This window comes from Arthrobacter sp. Y3221160 (assembly GCF_059092585.1).
On the sequence record NZ_JBNHHU010000001.1, the window covers coordinates 2,765,148 to 2,780,763 of the forward strand.

Here is a 15,616-nt window from a genome sequence, read left to right on the forward strand (position 1 = left end):
GTGGCGCTCTTCGGTGCCGCCCGGCAGGCCCGCCGGGAGGATAAGGAACTCGGCAAGGGCATTTGGCGCCGCGCGCACGACCGCTTCCGGCGCGCCTTGGAGCGCTACCACCAGGTCCTCGAGGGTGTGGAGGACGACGGCCTCTACGGCGAGCTGCTGCCGGTAGCCGACCAGCTCGCCGGCCTCCTGCCACGGGTGCGCAGTTGCTGCACGACCGCCCAGTCGCTGCATCCCACCGACGGACTGGATATTCCCGGCGGCGTGCTGGCAGATGTCCACCGCAGCCTTTCCAGGGCAGGCAACTCCCTGGCGGCGGCCGCACAGGCCGCGGCGATGGTCAGGCTCGGCGGCAGCCAAGGCTACGAAGCCGGCGTCGAGAACGTGCGCCGGCGCGCCGCCGTTGTGCTCGCGGACCTGGCCGATGCCGAGCGCCTGCTGGCCGGCCTGAAGCGCTGACCCACAGCCTGCCTACGCGCGGCGGAATCCGGGAAACAAAAAAGCCCTCCGCCGGCTGCCTGCCGTGCGGAGAGCTTCGATGGAGCCCCCTGCCAGAATCGAACTGGCGACCTTTTCATTACGAGTGAAACGCTCTACCGACTGAGCTAAGGAGGCGGGGATTGTGACCGTTTCCGGGCCGAATCCACGAAGAACAACTATATGGGAGCCGTGCCGGGCCGGTCAAAACGACCGGCCCGCGTTGGCTCAGGAGCAGACGGTGCCCTCGGCCGGCATGGTGCCGTCGGCGAAGTAGCTGTCCACCGCATCGCGGATGCAGGTGTTGCCCCGCCCGTACGCCGTGTGGCCTTCGCCCTCGTAGGTCAGCAGCGTGGCCGACGCCAGGTCTTCGGCCATGGATTCGGCCCACTCGTAGGGGGTGGCCGGGTCGCCGGTGGTGCCGATCACCAGCATCGGCGCGGCCCCCTCGGCGTGGATCGGGGCGCGTTCACCGGTGGGCTCGTACGGCCAGTTCTTGCAGTTCACCCCGCCGTAGGCCAGGTAGCGGCCGAGGGTGGGGGAGGCCTGCTCCAGTTCCTTGGCGTCCTCGCGCATGGCGGCCAAATCGGTCTCCATCGGATAGTCCAGGCAGTTGACCGCCATGAAGGCGAACGTGCCGTTGCTGGTGTAGCGGCCGTCGGGGGCGCGTCCGGCGCTGCTGTCTGCGAACGACAGCACGGTGCTGGGATCGCCCTGGAATGCATGCGTTAGCGCCTGCGTGAGACGCGGCCAGCTGGCGTCGTCGTACAGCGGCACCAGCAGGCCGGAGACAAAGGTGCCGACCGGGACCAGCCGGCCGTCCGACGCGGTGAGCGGGCTCTCCTCGACGGAGCGAATCAGGTCGCGCAGCTGGGCCACGGCGTCGTCCACGCCGCCGCTCATCGGGCAGCCGGCATTCTCCAGGCAAAACTCCGCGTAGGCGTGGATGGTGTCCTCGAAGGCGGCCGCCTGGCCCAGCGTGATCTGCTCGTTGCTCAGCGAGGGATCCAGCGCACCGTCCAGCACCATTCGCCCGGTCCGCTCCGGGAACAGCCCCGCGTAGGTGGCACCCAGGAACGTGCCGTAGGAGAAGCCCAGGTAGTTCAGCTTTTCGTCGCCGACGACGGCCCGGATGATGTCCATGTCCTTGGCGGCGCTGACCGTGTCCACGTGGCCCAGGACCTCGCCGGTCTTCTCCGCGCACTGGGCGGCGAGCTCGGCCGCATCGTCGATCGCCCGCTGGAGGTCCTCGACCGAGTCGCGGTCGTACTCCGTCTGCCGGGACTCGTCGCGTTCGGCGTCGGTCTGGCAGGTCACCGGCGCCGAGCGTTGCACGCCCCGCGGATCGAAGCCGACCAGGTCGTACTCGCTCCGCAGCTGCTCGGAAAACATCGTCTGGAGGCCGTCGCGCAGCAGGTCGTAGCCGGAGCCGCCGGGCCCGCCCGGATTGACCAGGATTGACCCCTGCGCCGAACCGCCGGCGTCGCTGCGGATGGCGGCGATCTGGATGCTTTCGCCGCCGGGGTCCGCGTAGTCCAGCGGCACGTCGACGTCCGCGCACTCCAATCCGCTCTCGCACGGCTGCCAGTCGACGTCCTGCGTGTAGTACGGCATCAGTTCTTCGGCCACCCCGTTGGTGACCTGCGCCGGGTCCGCGGTTTCGCGCTCCTGTTCCGGGGCGATCACGGAACAGCCGGTGCCCAGCAGGAGGACGACGGCGGCCAGCACCGCTGCTGGGGAACGGCGCGTTGAAGCGGGGTGCCTGGGGCGGGTGCGGGGCATGCGGGCGGCTCCTGGATAGTGCTGCGTGCGGGTCCGGGGACTCAGAGCAGGCTGACGGCCATGGCTTCCATGGCCAGGACGGGGGCAACGTTGGTGCCCAGGCGCTGCCTGGCCTGGGCAATGGCGTCCATCCTGCCCAACGTCTGTTCGGGGGTGGATCGTTCCGCGTAGGCGGTCAGATCCTGGCGCAGGTATTCGTTGACCAGTTCGGTGCCGGTACCCAGCTGGAGGGTGAGCACGTCGCGGAAGAACGTGCTCAGGTCGATCATCACCCGGTCCAGCGAGTCGCTGACACTGCGCTTGGCGCGGCGTTTCTGGTCTTCCTCCAGCCGCTTGAGCTGGCTGCGGATTGCCGGCGGCATGGCGCCCTTCTCGGGTGCCCCGAGCGCGACCAGCAGTGACTCGCGCTCGGCCTCGTTGCGCTGTTCGGAGGCGGCCGCGGCGTCGGCATTGGAGATCTCCACGAGTTCGCCTGCGGCGGTGACGGCGTCGGCCACACCGCGCAGCCGCAGCGGCAGCCGCACAATCGTGTCGCGGCGGTGGCGGGCATCGGCGTCGGTGGCCAGGCGGCGGGCGACGCCGATGTGGCTCTGCGAAACCCGGGCGGCGAAGCCGGCCAGCTCGGGATCCGCGCCGTCCCGGCGGACCAGGAGGGCGGCGACGTCGTCGGGCGGCGGAATGCGCAGGCTGACCGGGCGGCAGCGCGAGCGGATGGTCACCAGGACGTCCGCAGGGCTGGGCGTGCACAGGATCCAGATGGTCCGCGGGGGCGGTTCCTCGATGGCCTTGAGCAGCACATTGGTGGTGCGCTCGGTCATCCGGTCCGCGTCCTCGATGATGATCACGCGCCAGCGCCCCGAGGACGGCTTGTCCTGCGCCTTGCCGACCAGTTCGCGCATCTCCTGAATGGAGAACGTCACGTTCTCGGTGGCCACCAGGGTGGCATCGGCATTGGAACCGGCCAGCACCGTGCGGCAGGCATGGCAGGCCCCGCAGCCGCGTTCGGCCGGATCCGCGTGGTCGCACAACAGCGCCGCGGCGAAGGACTTGGCGGCGTTGCTGCGGCCGGAGCCGGGCGGGCCGGTAAAGAGCCAGGCGTGCGCGGGGCGTTCGGCGGCGGCCGCCCGGCTGAGCTGTTCGATTACCGCGGCCTGGCCGGGCAAGTCGGACCAGACGCTCATGCCAGCAGCTCCCGCACCCGGGCCATGATCGCCACGGTCAGGTCGTCGCGGTCGGCGGCGGCGTCCAGCACCAGGTACTTCTCCGGGGCTGCGTCGGCCAGTTCCACAAAGGCGTCCCGGATCCGGGAGTGGAAGTCGTCGGCCTCTGACTCCAGCCGGTCCTCGGCGGCATCCCCGGCCGTGCGCCGCTCGCGGCCCTGCTGCGGGGCAACGTCCAGCAGCACGGTCAGGTCGGGCAGCAGCCCGTCCGTGGCCCACAGGTTGAGCTCCCGCACCGCCGCCAGTCCGAGCCCGCGGCCGGCACCCTGGTACGCCACCGAGGAGTCGATGAACCGATCGCAGACCACCACATCGCCGCGCTCCAGCGCCGGCCGAATGACCTGTTCCACGTGGGCGGCCCGGGAGGCGGAGAAGATCAGGGCCTCGGTGCGGGCGTCGATCTCGCCGTGGCCGTGTTCGAGCACCAGCGCGCGCAGCTTTTCCCCCACGGGGGTGCCGCCTGGTTCCCGGGTACGGAGCACCGTCCGGCCCATCGCCTGCAGACGCTGTTCGACGGCGGCGGCCTGGGTTGATTTTCCGGCCCCGTCCCCGCCTTCGAATGCGATAAAGAGGCCGCGTGCGGTGGCGGGCTGGCGGTCGGAACTCACCTGATTAGCCTAGCGGGAATCGCCGGGGCCCGCGGGACGGTCACAGTTAGCGTGTGGATGGCGGTGGTACTAATGTGCTCTCATGACCGACGCCTTCTCCCACGGCCGCCAGGATGCCGGGCAACTCGCCCCGGACACCGTTGTGGTTTCCTCCGGACGGCCGCCCCGCGACCACGACGCACCGGTCAACCCGCCGCTGGTGTTGTCCTCCACGTTCTTCGGCCGGGGCGAAGTGGTGCAGGGGGACCGCGCCTACGGCCGCTACTCCAACCCGACCTGGGATCCGTTCGAAGAAACCCTGGCCGGGTTGGAAGGCGCGTCCCTGCCCGGACTGGTCTTCGCGTCCGGGCTCGCGGCCGTTTCGGCCGCGCTGTCGCTGCTCCCTCCCGGCGGCGTGCTGGTGATGCCGCGGCACAGCTACCAGGGCAGCCTGGCCATTGCCGAGCAGCTGGCCGGGCGCGGGGAACTGCAGTTGCGCACGGTGGACATCGCGGACACCGCCGCCGTCACGGCTCAGTTGGCCGGCGCCGACATGCTCTGGCTGGAAAGCCCGACCAACCCGATGCTCGAGATCGCCGAAGTGGAGGTGCTCGCCCGGGCTGCCCACGCGGCCGGCGCCCTGGTGGTCGCGGACAACACCTTCTCCACACCCTTGGGCCAGCGTCCGCTGGCGGCGGGGGTCGACGTCGTCGTGCATTCGGTGACGAAGTACCTGGCCGGCCATTCGGACGTGGTGCTCGGCGCCCTCGTGACGTCCGACGAGGACCTACGCTCGAAGCTGCTGGTGCACCGGTCGCTGCGCGGCGCCATCGCCGGACCGTTCGAGACCTGGCTGGCACTGCGCGGCGTGCGGACCCTGGCGCTGCGGGTGGAACGCTCCCAGGCCACTGCCGGCGAGCTGGCCCGGAAACTGCAGCAACACCGGGCCGTGGAGGCCGTGCGCTACCCGGGCCTGCCCGAAGACCCGGGGCACGCCCGCGCAGCGGCGCAGATGGACGGCTTCGGCTCCATCATCGCCATTCAGGTCAAGGGCGGGGCGGCGGCCGCGGACAAGGTCATTGACGCGCTCAGGCTGTGGCTGCCGGCGACCTCGCTGGGCGGCGTGGAATCGCTGATCGAGCGGCGCCGCCGCCATGTCAACGAACCCGGGAGCGTTCCGGAGAACCTGCTGCGGCTGTCGGTGGGAATCGAGAACCCCGCCGACCTCTGGGCGGACCTGGACCAGGCACTCGCCGCGGCGGACGTGTGAGGCTGCCGAAACGCACCCCCACCGGTTAGGCTTAAGCCGTGCTACTCGCCTACGACATCCAATACTGGCTCTACACGGTCCTGGGGCTGGTCGCCCTGGTGATCGAGATATGGGCGCTGGCGGATTGCGTGGGCCGCAAGGCCGACTACTTCCAGGCCGCATTCAAGAAGACCAAGGGCTTCTGGGTTGGCGTGCTGGCAGCCTCCACGGCGGTCGGGGCCCTGGCCGCGTTGGGCGCCGGCGGCCTGGGCACGTGGATGATCTTCCAACTGGCCGCCGTTGCCGCTGCCGGCGTGTACCTGGCGGACGTCAAGCCCGCCCTGATCGAGGTCAAGGGCGGCGGGTCCGCCTACCCCTGGTAGGTTCTGCCTCACTCACCCCGCGGGCGCGACGGCGTGCCACGCCACGGTGACTTCCCCCAGCCGCCACCTCGACGGCCCGTCGAGAAGCGGCCACCCGGCGTCGTGCATCCTCTGGCACATGGCCAGCCAGCGCTGCCGGGTTCCGAACGCGGCCAGCGGAGCCGCGTCTGCCCACGCGCGGTCCAGCGCCTGCAGGTAGCGGTGCACCCGCTCGCCGGGAACATTGTGGTGGATCAGCGCCTTGGGCAGCCGCTCGGCCACCTCGGAGGGCCGGCAGAAGGCGCCGAACCGCAGCGAGATGCTCAGCGAGAGCGGCCCTTCCGGCGCCACCGCGATCCAGGTGGCGCGGCGGCCGATCTCATCGCAGGTGCCGTCGATGAACAGCCCGCCCGGCGCCAGCCGTCCCCGCACCGTGTCCCACGCCGCGCCGTACTCGGATTCCGGGTACTGCCGCAGCACGTTAAACGCGCGGACCACCGCTGGCCGCCGGCCTGCCACCGGGATTTCGAAGCCGCCCTGCCGGAAGGTCAGGCCAGGCCGCTCCAAGGCCTTGGCCACGGCGACGCGTGCCGGCTCAATCTCGATCCCGATCACCTCAATGTCGAGGCGCACCCGGGACAGGCGGTGGTGGAGTTCGACGGCGGTGGTTGGCGCCGCCCCATAGCCCAGGTCGATGACGAGCGGGTCCGCCGACCGGCGGAGGCAGCCGGCGGCCGGACCGGCCAGCCAGCGGTCCGCGCGGCGCAGCCGGTTGGGACTGGTGGTGCCGCGGGTGGCCGTGCCGATGGGTCGGCGGACGGGACGGCTGGCGGCGGCGGTCGTCTGAGGCACGAGAAAAAAGAATAGGGGCACGGCGGGCCCGCACAGGCCGCTACGGGCCGGATGTGCGCAAGGTCACTGGGGGGAATCGCGGGACTGCCCCCGGGTTTGACTCCGTAATGTCATGCCGCTGCCGCCGGTGCCGTGCGGTGCTCCGCTAGGATGGCAGCCATGACTTCCACCTCGAAACACACGCTGGTCCTGTTGCGCCACGGGCAGAGCGACTGGAACGAAAAGAACCTGTTCACCGGCTGGGTCGACGTCCCGCTGACCGACCTGGGACGCAAGGAAGCGCACCGCGGCGGCGAGCTGCTGGTCGAGCACAATCTGCTTCCCGACGTCCTGTACACCTCGCGGCTGAAGCGGGCCATTGTCACGGCCAACCTCGCGCTGGAGGCCGCCGACCGCAGCTGGATCGACGTCAAGCGCAGCTGGCGGCTGAACGAGCGCCACTACGGCGCCCTGCAGGGCAAGGACAAGGCGCAGATCCGCAATGAGTTCGGCGAGGAACAGTTCATGGTCTGGCGCCGGTCCTACGACACGCCGCCGCCCGCCCTGGACGACGCCAGCGAATGGTCGCAGGTCAACGACCCCCGCTACGCGGATCTGGGGGACGCCGTGCCGCGGACCGAATGCCTGAAGGATGTGCTGGAGCGCTTCCTGCCGTACTGGGAATCGGACATTTCCGTGGACCTCAAGGCGGGCAAGACCGTGCTCGTGGCCGCGCACGGCAACTCGCTGCGCGCCCTGGTCAAGCACCTGGACGGCATCAGCGACGAAGACATCGCGGGGCTGAACATCCCCACCGGCATCCCGCTGGTGTACGAGCTGGACGAGAACCTGAAGCCCGTCACCGCCGGCGGCACCTACCTGGATGCCGCGGCCGCGGCGGAAGCCATCCAGGCCGTGGCGAACCAGGGCAAGAAGTAGCCACACGCCAAGAAGTTGCCACACGCTTAAGCAGGAAGGCCGGCTCCCCGCGGGGAGCCGGCCTTCCTGCTTAAGGTCCTGCGTTACACGGACTGGCCGTTGGGACGCCACTCGCCGGTGACCAGGTAGGTCACCTTGCGGGACACGGAGACGCCGTGGTCGGCGAAACGCTCGAAGTAACGGCTCGCCAGCGAGACGTCCACGGTGGTCGGCCCGGAGGAGTTCCAGGCCGGATCGGCAATCGCCTTGAAGACGCCGGCATGCAGCTCATTGATGCGGGAGTTGTACGTGTCGATCTGGGCGGCGAGGTCCAGGTCGCGGGTCTCGAGCAGCTCGGTCAGCTTCTCGGAGATCGCAATGTCCTTCTCGGCGAACTCCCGGAACGTGTCGCGCAGCGAGGCGGGGATCACGAGGTCGGGATAACGCAGCCGGACCAGTTGCGCGATGTGCCGGGCGAGGTCGCCCATCCGCTCCAGCGAGGCGCTCATCCGCAGGGCGCCGACAATCATCCGCAGGTCCGAGGCGACCGGACCCTGCAGCGCCAGGATGTCGATGGAACGCTCGTCCAGGTCCGTCTGGAGGAAATCGATCCGGGCGTCGGCGGCAATGACTTCCTGGGCCAAATCGATGTCGGCGGTGTCGAGCGCCGTGGTTGCCTTCTGCATCGCCTCGGTGACCAACCGGGAAATCTCTACCAGCTGCTCTCCGACTTGATGGAGTTCGGCCTGGAAAACCTTGCGCACTGGCGTCCTTTCGCTTGTGTACGTGGAGCATAGGGGTCCTAGCATCCCACTGGCTTCATACCCTCTCAGCCCGCGGTGAACTATTACGCCACCTCAAGTGAACGTTAGTTGAACGGGGAGGCGATTGCTACCGGAACGGCCCTGGGACGTGCCCGGCTGCGCCTAAGCTAGAGGCGTGGATCCACTGATATTCGGCTTGCTGGCAGGGCTCGTGGGCTTGGTGCTGGGCAGCTTCGGTGTGCTCGCCTTCGGCCTGAGCGATCGCCAACGGCGGCGCCTGCAGGAAGTGGACGAACCGACGCTGCCGGACGGTGCCGCCGAGGTGCTGTCCGTCGTCGGCCGCGCCTATGTAGTGGTGGACGCGATCGACGGCGTGGTCCGGGCCAGCCCCGCCGCTTATGCCTTCGGTTTGGTCCGCGGGCACACCGTGGTGCATTCCGAGTTGCTCGACCTGACCGCCCGAGTGCGCCGCGACGGCGTGATCGAGGAGCGGCAACTGGAGCTACCGCGCGGTCCGCTCGGCCAGGGCACGATTGTGGTCCAGGTGCGCGTGGCACCCATCGGCGAGGAGTACATCCTGCTGCTGGCCGATGACCGGACGGAGATAACCCGCACCGAAGCGATGCGCAACGACTTCGTGGCCAACGTGTCCCACGAATTGAAGACCCCGGTCGGAGCCATCTCGCTGCTGGCCGAGGCCATCGACGACGCCGCCGACGACGAGGAAGCGGTGCGCCGCTTCGCCGGCCGCATGCACAAGGAGTCGCGCCGGCTGGGCGCCCTGGTGCAGGACATCATCGAGTTGAGCCGGCTGCAGGGCGCGGACGTGGTGCAGGACGGTACCGAGGTGGACCTGAATGCCGTGGTGGCCGAGGCCGTGGACCGCAACAAGCTGATGGCCGAAAGCCGGCACATCGAACTGTCGGTGGGCGGGAAGATTGACGGGCCGGTCTTCGGCGATGCCGAACTGCTGACCACCGCGTTCCGGAACCTGATCGACAACGCGATCCGCTACGCGCCCGAACGGAGCAAGGTGGGTGTGGGGCTGCGCATGCGCGAAGGGCTGGCCACTGTCTCGGTGACCGACCAGGGCCCGGGCATCACCCCCGATCAGCAAGACCGCATCTTCGAACGGTTCTACCGGATCGACGATGCCCGCTCGAGGCAAACCGGGGGAACCGGCCTGGGCCTGAGCATTGTCAAACACGTCATCTCCCAGCACGGCGGGGAAGTGTCGGTGTGGTCGCAGCCCGGACAGGGCTCAACCTTCACCGTGCGGCTGCCGGAAATGGAGCAGGAAGACGGCGGCACCACAGAATCCGTGGAGCCGCGCACGCAGGGCGCCGGTGTGGCGCATGAACAAGGAGTCGGTGCTTGACCCGCATTCTGGTCGTCGAAGATGAAGAATCGCTGAGCGATCCGTTGAGCTATCTGTTGGGCAAAGAGGGCTTCGAAGTCGAGGTGGTGGATAACGGATTGGACGCCATTGTTGCGTTCGACCGCTCCGGAGCGGACCTGGTCCTGCTGGACCTGATGCTGCCGGGACAGTCCGGAACCGAGGTGTGCCGGCAGCTGCGGCAACGCTCCGCCGTTCCGGTCATCATGCTCACCGCCAAGGACTCGGAAATCGACAAGGTGGTGGGGCTGGAACTCGGTGCCGACGACTATGTCACCAAGCCCTACTCCTCGCGCGAGCTGGTGGCCCGGGTCCGCGCGGTACTGCGCCGCCAGGCCGAACCGGAAGAACTGGTGCCCAATGCAGTCTCTGCCGGACCGGTGCGGATGGACGTGGAACGGCACGTGGTCAGCGTGGACGGCGAGCCGGTGTCGCTGCCGCTGAAGGAGTTCGAACTGCTGGAGATGCTGCTGCGCAACTCCGGCCGGGTCCTGACGCGCGGGCAGCTGATCGACCGCGTATGGGGCTCCGACTACGTGGGCGACACCAAAACCCTGGACGTGCACGTCAAGCGGCTGCGCAGCAAGATCGAACCCGATCCTTCCGCGCCCCGCTACCTGGTCACCGTGCGCGGGCTGGGCTACAAGTTCGAACCGTAAACCGAGGGCCTCAGCACGGCAAAAGGCCGGGCAGCTTCCCGAAAGGGAAGCGGCCCGGCCTTTTGTGAAGCGATGGCAGGGTTAGGCGCCGGCCTCTTCGGCGGGCTCGCCGGTCGGCTCTTCCGTGGCGCCGTCTGTCGGTGAGGCGGTCTCGGCAGGCGCCGCGGTTTCCGTGGGCTCGGCCGACGGAACGAAGTCCCGGTACTCCGGCAGCGTGCCGTCGAGCACCGGCACCAGCACGTCGGCGGACTCGTTGTTCACGCGGACGGTGATGTCCACCAGGGCGCCGGGAGCGGCACCCGGGCTGCCGACGATGGTCTCGTTCTCATCCTCTTCGAAGATGACCTTCCCGTCTGCCGGGATGGTGACGGTGGCGGTGCTGCCCGGGCCGGTCAGGGCCATCTGCACGGGAGAATCGGAGGTGTTGAAGGCGGTACCGAGGACACGGGCGGGGGCGTCGGCAGACTCTGCGACGACCAGCAGGTTGCGCAGTCCGATCGAGCCGACGTTGGCCACGATGCCGTCGCTGGCGGAGTAGGACTTGGTGGTGGCCTGTTCGTTGATTGCGCCGCATCCGGTCGATGCGAGCAGGGTGAGCGCGGCGGCGCCTGCTACAAGGGTGCGCTGCACACGGTTCTTCGGCGCAATCTTCACGGCAGAAACTCCTCAGTCAAAGTCAGGGTGCGGTGCTGCAGATCTAGGCAGCTTGCCTCGCCTAGCCTATCGGCAAACCGGTGAAAAGTAGGATTCGACGCCGGTAGGTACCCGCGGGCGAAGCACCAAATCCGCTATCCGTCAAGGGGGCAAAGCGCGGCATTCTAACGCTCGGACGGGCGTAGAGGCCTGCAAACTCGCGGAAGTGGCCAAACCATCCGTGATAAACTGGTGGTCGGGAAAGGGGATACTACAGATGGTATTTGAGGTCGGCGAGACAGTTGTTTACCCTCACCACGGTGCCGCAAAGATCGAAGAGATCAAAATGCGCACCATCAAAGGTGAAGAGAAGATGTATCTCAAGCTCCGGGTTGCCCAGGGCGATCTGACGATTGAAGTACCGGCGGAAAACGTGGATTTGGTCGGCGTCCGCGATGTGGTGGGCAAGGAAGGCCTCGAGCATGTGTTCGATGTGCTCCGTGCCGAGTTCACCGAGGAACCGACCAACTGGTCCCGCCGCTACAAGGCGAACCTGGAAAAGCTGGCCTCCGGCGATGTCATTAAGGTGGCGGAAGTTGTCCGCGACCTGTGGCGCCGGGACCACGACCGCGGCCTTTCCGCGGGCGAGAAGCGGATGCTGGCCAAGGCGCGCCAGATCCTGGTTTCCGAACTCGCCCTCGCGGAGAAGACCGACGAAGACAAGGCAGCCGAGGTCCTCGACGAGGTTCTCGCCTCCTGACCACGCTCCAAGCGGCCGGCGTCCAGCACTGGAAGCCGGCCGCTTTTTCGTGGCCGAACCGCCCGGCCGCGCCCCATTAGGCTAAAGGGGTGAGCACAGCAAGCACGTCCCTGGGCGTGATCATCGTGGCGGCCGGCTCGGGCACCCGCCTCGGCTACGGCCTGCCCAAGGCCCAGGTCCCGTTGGCCGGCGAACCGATCCTCTCCCACGCGCTGCGGGGAGTGCTGGCGGCCGGCATCGCGTCACGGATCTGTGTGGCCGTCCCGCCCGGCGACACCGCCCTGCGGCAGCTCTGCGGTGGCTTCGCCGCGCAGTATCCCCACACCCCGATCTCCGCGGTCGACGGCGGTGCCACCCGGGCCGCCTCGGTCGCCGCCGCGCTCCGCGGGCTGGGCGACGGCATGTCCGGGGTCCTGGTGCACGACGCGGCCCGGGCGCTGACCCCGCCCGAGGTCTTCGAACGGGTCGCCGCCGCGCTGGCGGCCGGCGCGCGCGCCGTCGTTCCGGCGGTGCCGGTGGTGGACACCATCAAGGAGGCCGCGCCGAGCACCGGCGCCGGGGCAGAAATCTCGTCCGAGAAGGTGGCGGCCACCGTGGACCGCACCCGGCTGCGCGCCGTCCAGACACCGCAAGGGTTCGACGCGGCAACCCTGGCGGTGGCGCACCGGAGCCTGGCGGGCATGGCCCCCGAGGAGGCCGCCGCCATCACCGACGAAGCCCTGTTACTGGAGCGTCACGGCATCGACGTGATGCTGGTGCCCGGCTCCGCACGGGCCTTGAAAATCACCACGCCGTTGGATCTGACCGTGGCGGAGGCCCTGCTGGCCGCCGGCCGGCCCCGACCCGTCATGAAAGGCTGACCGTGCCCGACTTCCCGTTTCCCCTCCCGCGCACCGGAATCGGTGTGGACGTCCACGCTTTCGCCCCGGACTCCGACCCGCAGCCGTTGTGGCTGGGCGGCCTGCTGTGGGAGGGGGAGCGAGGCCTGGCCGGCCACTCCGACGGAGACGCCGCCGCCCACGCCGCCGCGGATTCGCTGTTTTCCGCGGCCGGGATCGGAGACCTCGGCACGCACTTCGGCACTGACCGTCCCGAGTACGCCGGCGCCTCGGGGGTCCGGTTGCTGTCAGAAGCGGCGCGGATCGTCCGCGAGGCGGGGTTCGAGATTGGCAATATCGCGGTCCAGTTGGTCTGCAATCGCCCCAAGTTCGGGCCGCGCCGGTCCGAATCCGAGGCGGTGCTCAGTGAGGCCGCCGGTGCGCCGGTCAGCGTTTCGGCGACCACCAGCGACGGGCTGGGATTCACCGGCCGCGGCGAGGGGATCGCGGCGGTGGCCACCGCCGTCGTCGTGAAGCTGCCGTAGCAGGGTGCGTTCGCACCGGCGTGGCGGCCGCGGCTAGGCTAGAGCGGTGAGCCTGAGATTCTATGACACCGCCACCGCGCAAGTCCGCGACTTCGTCCCGCTGGCCCCCGGCAAGGCCGGGCTCTACTACTGCGGGGCCACGGTGCAGGGCGATCCGCACGTCGGCCATATCCGTTCGGCCATCGCCTTCGACCAGCTCACCCGTTGGCTGCGCTACAGCGGGTATGACGTCACGGTAGTGCGCAACGTGACGGACATCGACGACAAGATCCTGGTCAAGTCCGCCGAATCCTTCCGCCCCGGCGCGGCCGAAGACCCGATGGTGCCGGTGCCGAACGAGCCGTGGTGGGCGCTGGCCTACCGCTACGAGCAGGAATTCGCCAAGGCCTACGACATCCTGGGCGTGGAACGGCCCACCTACGAACCGCGCGCCACCGGCCACATTCCGGAGATGCACCGCCTGATCCAGCAGTTGATCGACCGCGGCCACGCCTACCCGGCGCTGGACGATTCCGGCGACGTGTACTTCGATGTGCGCTCGTGGCCGGAATACGGCTCGCTGACGCATCAGCGGATCGAGGACATGCAGGCGGCGCCCGACGCCGGCCCGCGCGGCAAGAAGGATCCGCGCGACTTCGCGCTCTGGAAGGGACACAAGGACGGCGAGCCGGAGACGGCCAGCTGGTCCAGCCCGTGGGGAGCCGGCCGCCCTGGCTGGCACCTGGAGTGCTCGGCCATGGTCACCAAGTACCTGGGCACCGAGTTCGACATCCACGGCGGCGGGCTGGACCTGCGGTTCCCGCACCACGAGAACGAGATGGCCCAGTCCCGGGCGGCCGGGCATGGGTTCGCCAACTTCTGGATGCACAACGGCATGGTCACCTTCGAGGGCGAGAAGATGTCCAAGTCCATCGGTAACATCATCACCCCCGCGGAGATGCTCCAGGACGCCAGGCCGTTGGTGGTCCGCTACTACCTGGGCCAGGCCCAGTACCGGTCCGCGCTGGACTACAACCCCGGCTCGCTGGCGGAAGCGGGCGCCGCGGTGGAGCGGATCGAGGGATTCATGCAGCGGGCGCTGAAGTTCCTCTACGGCGAGCAGTTCGGCTTGGTCGTGACCGAACGCGTCCCGGAGGCTTTCGCCGCGGCCATGGACGACGACCTCAACGTGCCGCAGGCGCTGGCAGTGGTCCATGAAACGGTGCGGTCCGGAAACACCGCGTTGGACGCCCGCGACAAGGAGGCGGCCACACGCGCGCTGCACCAGGTCATGGCGATGACCGACGTGCTGTACATCAACCCGCTGGATCCGCACTGGAGCAGCGGCGGCGCGGACCCCGCGGCCCTTCAGGCCCTGGACGTGCTGGTCAGCGCGCAACTGGAGGAGCGTCGGCTGGCCCGCGAGGCGAAGGACTGGGCCCGCGCCGATGCCATCCGCGACACCCTGGCGGCCGCCGGGATCGTGGTGGAGGATTCGGCCGAGGGCGCCAGCTGGAATCTCGGCTGACGGCAGCCCGCACCGTTGGACGGTACCCTTTAAAGCAGACGATTCCCGTCGGGCCTGCCGCTCACAGCCGGTGCGCCGCGCGTGGGAACGTATCTTCCCCAACACAAAGGTAGTTTTTCGATGGCCAACAAACCTCGCCCCGGAGCGGTGCGCAAGTCCAAAAAGGGACCCACCGCCGGAACCGGCGGACACGGGCGCAAGGCGCTCGAAGGCAAGGGGCCGACCCCGAAGGCCGAAGACCGCCCGTACCACAAGGCGTACCGCACCAAGCAGCTCTCCGAACGGTCGGCCGCCAAGCGTCCGGCCGGCCAGCGCGGCCCGGCGCCCCGCCGCGGCAAGTCCGCCGGCGAGATGGTGACCGGACGCAACTCCGTGGTGGAAGCCCTGCGCGCCGGCGTCCCCGCCAAGGCGCTGCACGTAGGGGTCCGGATCGAGATGGACGACCGCGTCAGGGAATCCCTGAAGATCGCCGCCGAACGCGGCATTCCGGTGCTCGAATCGCACAAGCCGGAACTGGACCGGATGACCGATGACGCCGTCCACCAGGGCCTGGTGTTGCAGATCCCGCCCTATGACTACCAGGACGCCCTGGAACTGGCCGAGGAAACCATGGCCAAGTTCAAGAAGGGCTACATCAACAACGCCCCGCTGTTCGTGGCCCTGGACGGCATCACCGACCCGCGCAACCTCGGCGCCATCATCCGTTCGGCCTCGGCCTTCAGCGGCCACGGCGTGATCGTGCCCGAGCGCCGCTCGGTCGGGATGACGGCCTCCGCATGGAAGACCAGCGCCGGCGCGGCGGTGCGCGTGCCGGTGGCCAAGGCGGGCAACCTGACCAATACGCTCAAGGCTTTCCAGCAGCTGGGCATCTTCGTGCTCGGCCTGGACGGCGGCGGCGACGTCTCGCTGCCGGACCTGTCGCTGGCCACCGAACCGGTGTGCCTCGTGGTGGGATCCGAGGGCAAGGGCCTGTCCCGGCTGGTCCGCGAACACTGCGACCAGATCGTCTCCATCCCGATCGACTCGGCGATGGAGTCGCTCAACGCTTCCATGGCCGTGGGCATCAGCCTGTACGAGATTTCGCGGCAGCGCGCGCGCTAGGAGCAGGTGG

At 68.9% G+C, this 15,616-nt stretch carries 17 protein-coding genes and 1 tRNA gene; 11 read left to right on the forward strand and 7 right to left on the reverse strand.

Annotated features, from left to right (window positions below; genetic code table 11):
• Entirely contained in the window at window positions 1-456 is a 456-nt protein-coding gene (locus tag AC5RWG_RS12865; protein ID WP_494002306.1) for a hypothetical protein, read from the forward strand.
• A gap of 80 nt (window positions 457-536) precedes the next feature.
• Here AC5RWG_RS12865 and AC5RWG_RS12870 read toward each other — a convergent pair.
• The 4 genes from AC5RWG_RS12870 to tmk all read right to left on the reverse strand — a co-directional run bounded on the left by AC5RWG_RS12870 (window position 537) and on the right by tmk (window position 4,084).
• Window positions 537-612: transfer RNA gene (locus tag AC5RWG_RS12870), tRNA-Thr, on the reverse strand.
• A gap of 90 nt (window positions 613-702) precedes the next feature.
• On the reverse strand, window positions 703-2,256 hold the full coding sequence (locus tag AC5RWG_RS12875) for an alpha/beta hydrolase (protein ID WP_494024632.1): 1,554 nt from the start codon (window positions 2,254-2,256) through the stop codon (window positions 703-705).
• 41 nt (window positions 2,257-2,297) lie between these two features.
• Entirely contained in the window at window positions 2,298-3,437 is a 1,140-nt protein-coding gene (locus AC5RWG_RS12880; protein WP_494024631.1) for a DNA polymerase III subunit delta', read from the reverse strand.
• Entirely contained in the window at window positions 3,434-4,084 is a 651-nt protein-coding gene (gene tmk / locus AC5RWG_RS12885) for a dTMP kinase (RefSeq protein ID WP_494024630.1), read from the reverse strand. Before tmk ends, AC5RWG_RS12880 begins: the two co-directional genes overlap by 4 nt.
• 82 nt (window positions 4,085-4,166) lie before the next feature.
• Here tmk and AC5RWG_RS12890 point away from each other — a divergent pair, with 82 nt between their 5' ends.
• Together AC5RWG_RS12890 and AC5RWG_RS12895 are read left to right on the forward strand one after the other, a co-directional pair.
• Window positions 4,167-5,333, forward strand: a complete 1,167-nt coding sequence (locus AC5RWG_RS12890) for a trans-sulfuration enzyme family protein (protein WP_494074211.1) — start codon at window positions 4,167-4,169, stop codon at window positions 5,331-5,333.
• A gap of 38 nt (window positions 5,334-5,371) precedes the next feature.
• Entirely contained in the window at window positions 5,372-5,695 is a 324-nt protein-coding gene (locus AC5RWG_RS12895; RefSeq protein ID WP_493976898.1) for a DUF2516 family protein, read from the forward strand.
• 12 nt (window positions 5,696-5,707) lie between these two features.
• Here the strand turns inward: AC5RWG_RS12895 and AC5RWG_RS12900 are convergent, their stop codons facing one another.
• Window positions 5,708-6,526, reverse strand: a complete 819-nt coding sequence (locus AC5RWG_RS12900; RefSeq protein ID WP_494024628.1) for a class I SAM-dependent methyltransferase — start codon at window positions 6,524-6,526, stop codon at window positions 5,708-5,710.
• A gap of 159 nt (window positions 6,527-6,685) precedes the next feature.
• On the opposite strand from AC5RWG_RS12900, the gene AC5RWG_RS12905 reads away from it, so the two are divergent.
• Complete coding sequence (locus AC5RWG_RS12905) at window positions 6,686-7,444, forward strand: phosphoglyceromutase (RefSeq protein ID WP_494024627.1); 759 nt, start codon at window positions 6,686-6,688, stop codon at window positions 7,442-7,444.
• Between the two features lie 83 nt (window positions 7,445-7,527).
• Here AC5RWG_RS12905 and phoU read toward each other — a convergent pair whose 3' ends face one another.
• Window positions 7,528-8,187 (reverse strand): phosphate signaling complex protein PhoU, encoded by a 660-nt coding sequence (gene phoU / locus AC5RWG_RS12910; RefSeq protein WP_494002321.1) that lies wholly within the window; start codon window positions 8,185-8,187, stop codon window positions 7,528-7,530.
• Window positions 8,188-8,362: 175 nt separating this feature from the next.
• Here phoU and AC5RWG_RS12915 point away from each other — a divergent pair, with 175 nt between their 5' ends.
• Both AC5RWG_RS12915 and AC5RWG_RS12920 read left to right on the forward strand, forming a co-directional pair.
• The gene (locus AC5RWG_RS12915; protein ID WP_494074210.1) at window positions 8,363-9,565 is read left to right on the forward strand and encodes a sensor histidine kinase; all 1,203 of its coding nucleotides are present in this window, start codon (window positions 8,363-8,365) and stop codon (window positions 9,563-9,565) included.
• The gene (locus AC5RWG_RS12920; protein ID WP_494002323.1) at window positions 9,562-10,242 is read left to right on the forward strand and encodes a winged helix-turn-helix domain-containing protein; all 681 of its coding nucleotides are present in this window, start codon (window positions 9,562-9,564) and stop codon (window positions 10,240-10,242) included. Before AC5RWG_RS12915 ends, AC5RWG_RS12920 begins: the two co-directional genes overlap by 4 nt.
• 81 nt (window positions 10,243-10,323) lie before the next feature.
• Here AC5RWG_RS12920 and AC5RWG_RS12925 read toward each other — a convergent pair whose 3' ends face one another.
• Complete coding sequence (locus AC5RWG_RS12925) at window positions 10,324-10,896, reverse strand: hypothetical protein (RefSeq protein WP_494024625.1); 573 nt, start codon at window positions 10,894-10,896, stop codon at window positions 10,324-10,326.
• Between the two features lie 256 nt (window positions 10,897-11,152).
• On the opposite strand from AC5RWG_RS12925, the gene AC5RWG_RS12930 reads away from it, so the two are divergent.
• The 5 genes from AC5RWG_RS12930 (at window position 11,153) to rlmB (ending at window position 15,606) form a co-directional block, all read left to right on the forward strand.
• Entirely contained in the window at window positions 11,153-11,635 is a 483-nt protein-coding gene (locus tag AC5RWG_RS12930) for a CarD family transcriptional regulator (protein WP_127513280.1), read from the forward strand.
• A gap of 89 nt (window positions 11,636-11,724) precedes the next feature.
• Window positions 11,725-12,495, forward strand: a complete 771-nt coding sequence (gene ispD / locus AC5RWG_RS12935; protein ID WP_494024624.1) for a 2-C-methyl-D-erythritol 4-phosphate cytidylyltransferase — start codon at window positions 11,725-11,727, stop codon at window positions 12,493-12,495.
• 2 nt (window positions 12,496-12,497) lie between these two features.
• The gene (gene ispF, locus AC5RWG_RS12940; RefSeq protein WP_494002326.1) at window positions 12,498-12,998 is read left to right on the forward strand and encodes a 2-C-methyl-D-erythritol 2,4-cyclodiphosphate synthase; all 501 of its coding nucleotides are present in this window, start codon (window positions 12,498-12,500) and stop codon (window positions 12,996-12,998) included.
• 46 nt (window positions 12,999-13,044) lie between these two features.
• Window positions 13,045-14,505: a cysteine--tRNA ligase gene (gene cysS / locus AC5RWG_RS12945; RefSeq protein ID WP_494024623.1), complete on the forward strand. Its 1,461-nt coding sequence runs from the start codon at window positions 13,045-13,047 to the stop codon at window positions 14,503-14,505.
• Window positions 14,506-14,625: 120 nt separating this feature from the next.
• A complete protein-coding gene (gene rlmB, locus AC5RWG_RS12950; RefSeq protein WP_494002328.1) occupies window positions 14,626-15,606 on the forward strand; it encodes a 23S rRNA (guanosine(2251)-2'-O)-methyltransferase RlmB in 981 nt (326 codons plus the stop codon).
• The last annotated feature ends 10 nt before the right edge of the window (window positions 15,607-15,616 follow it).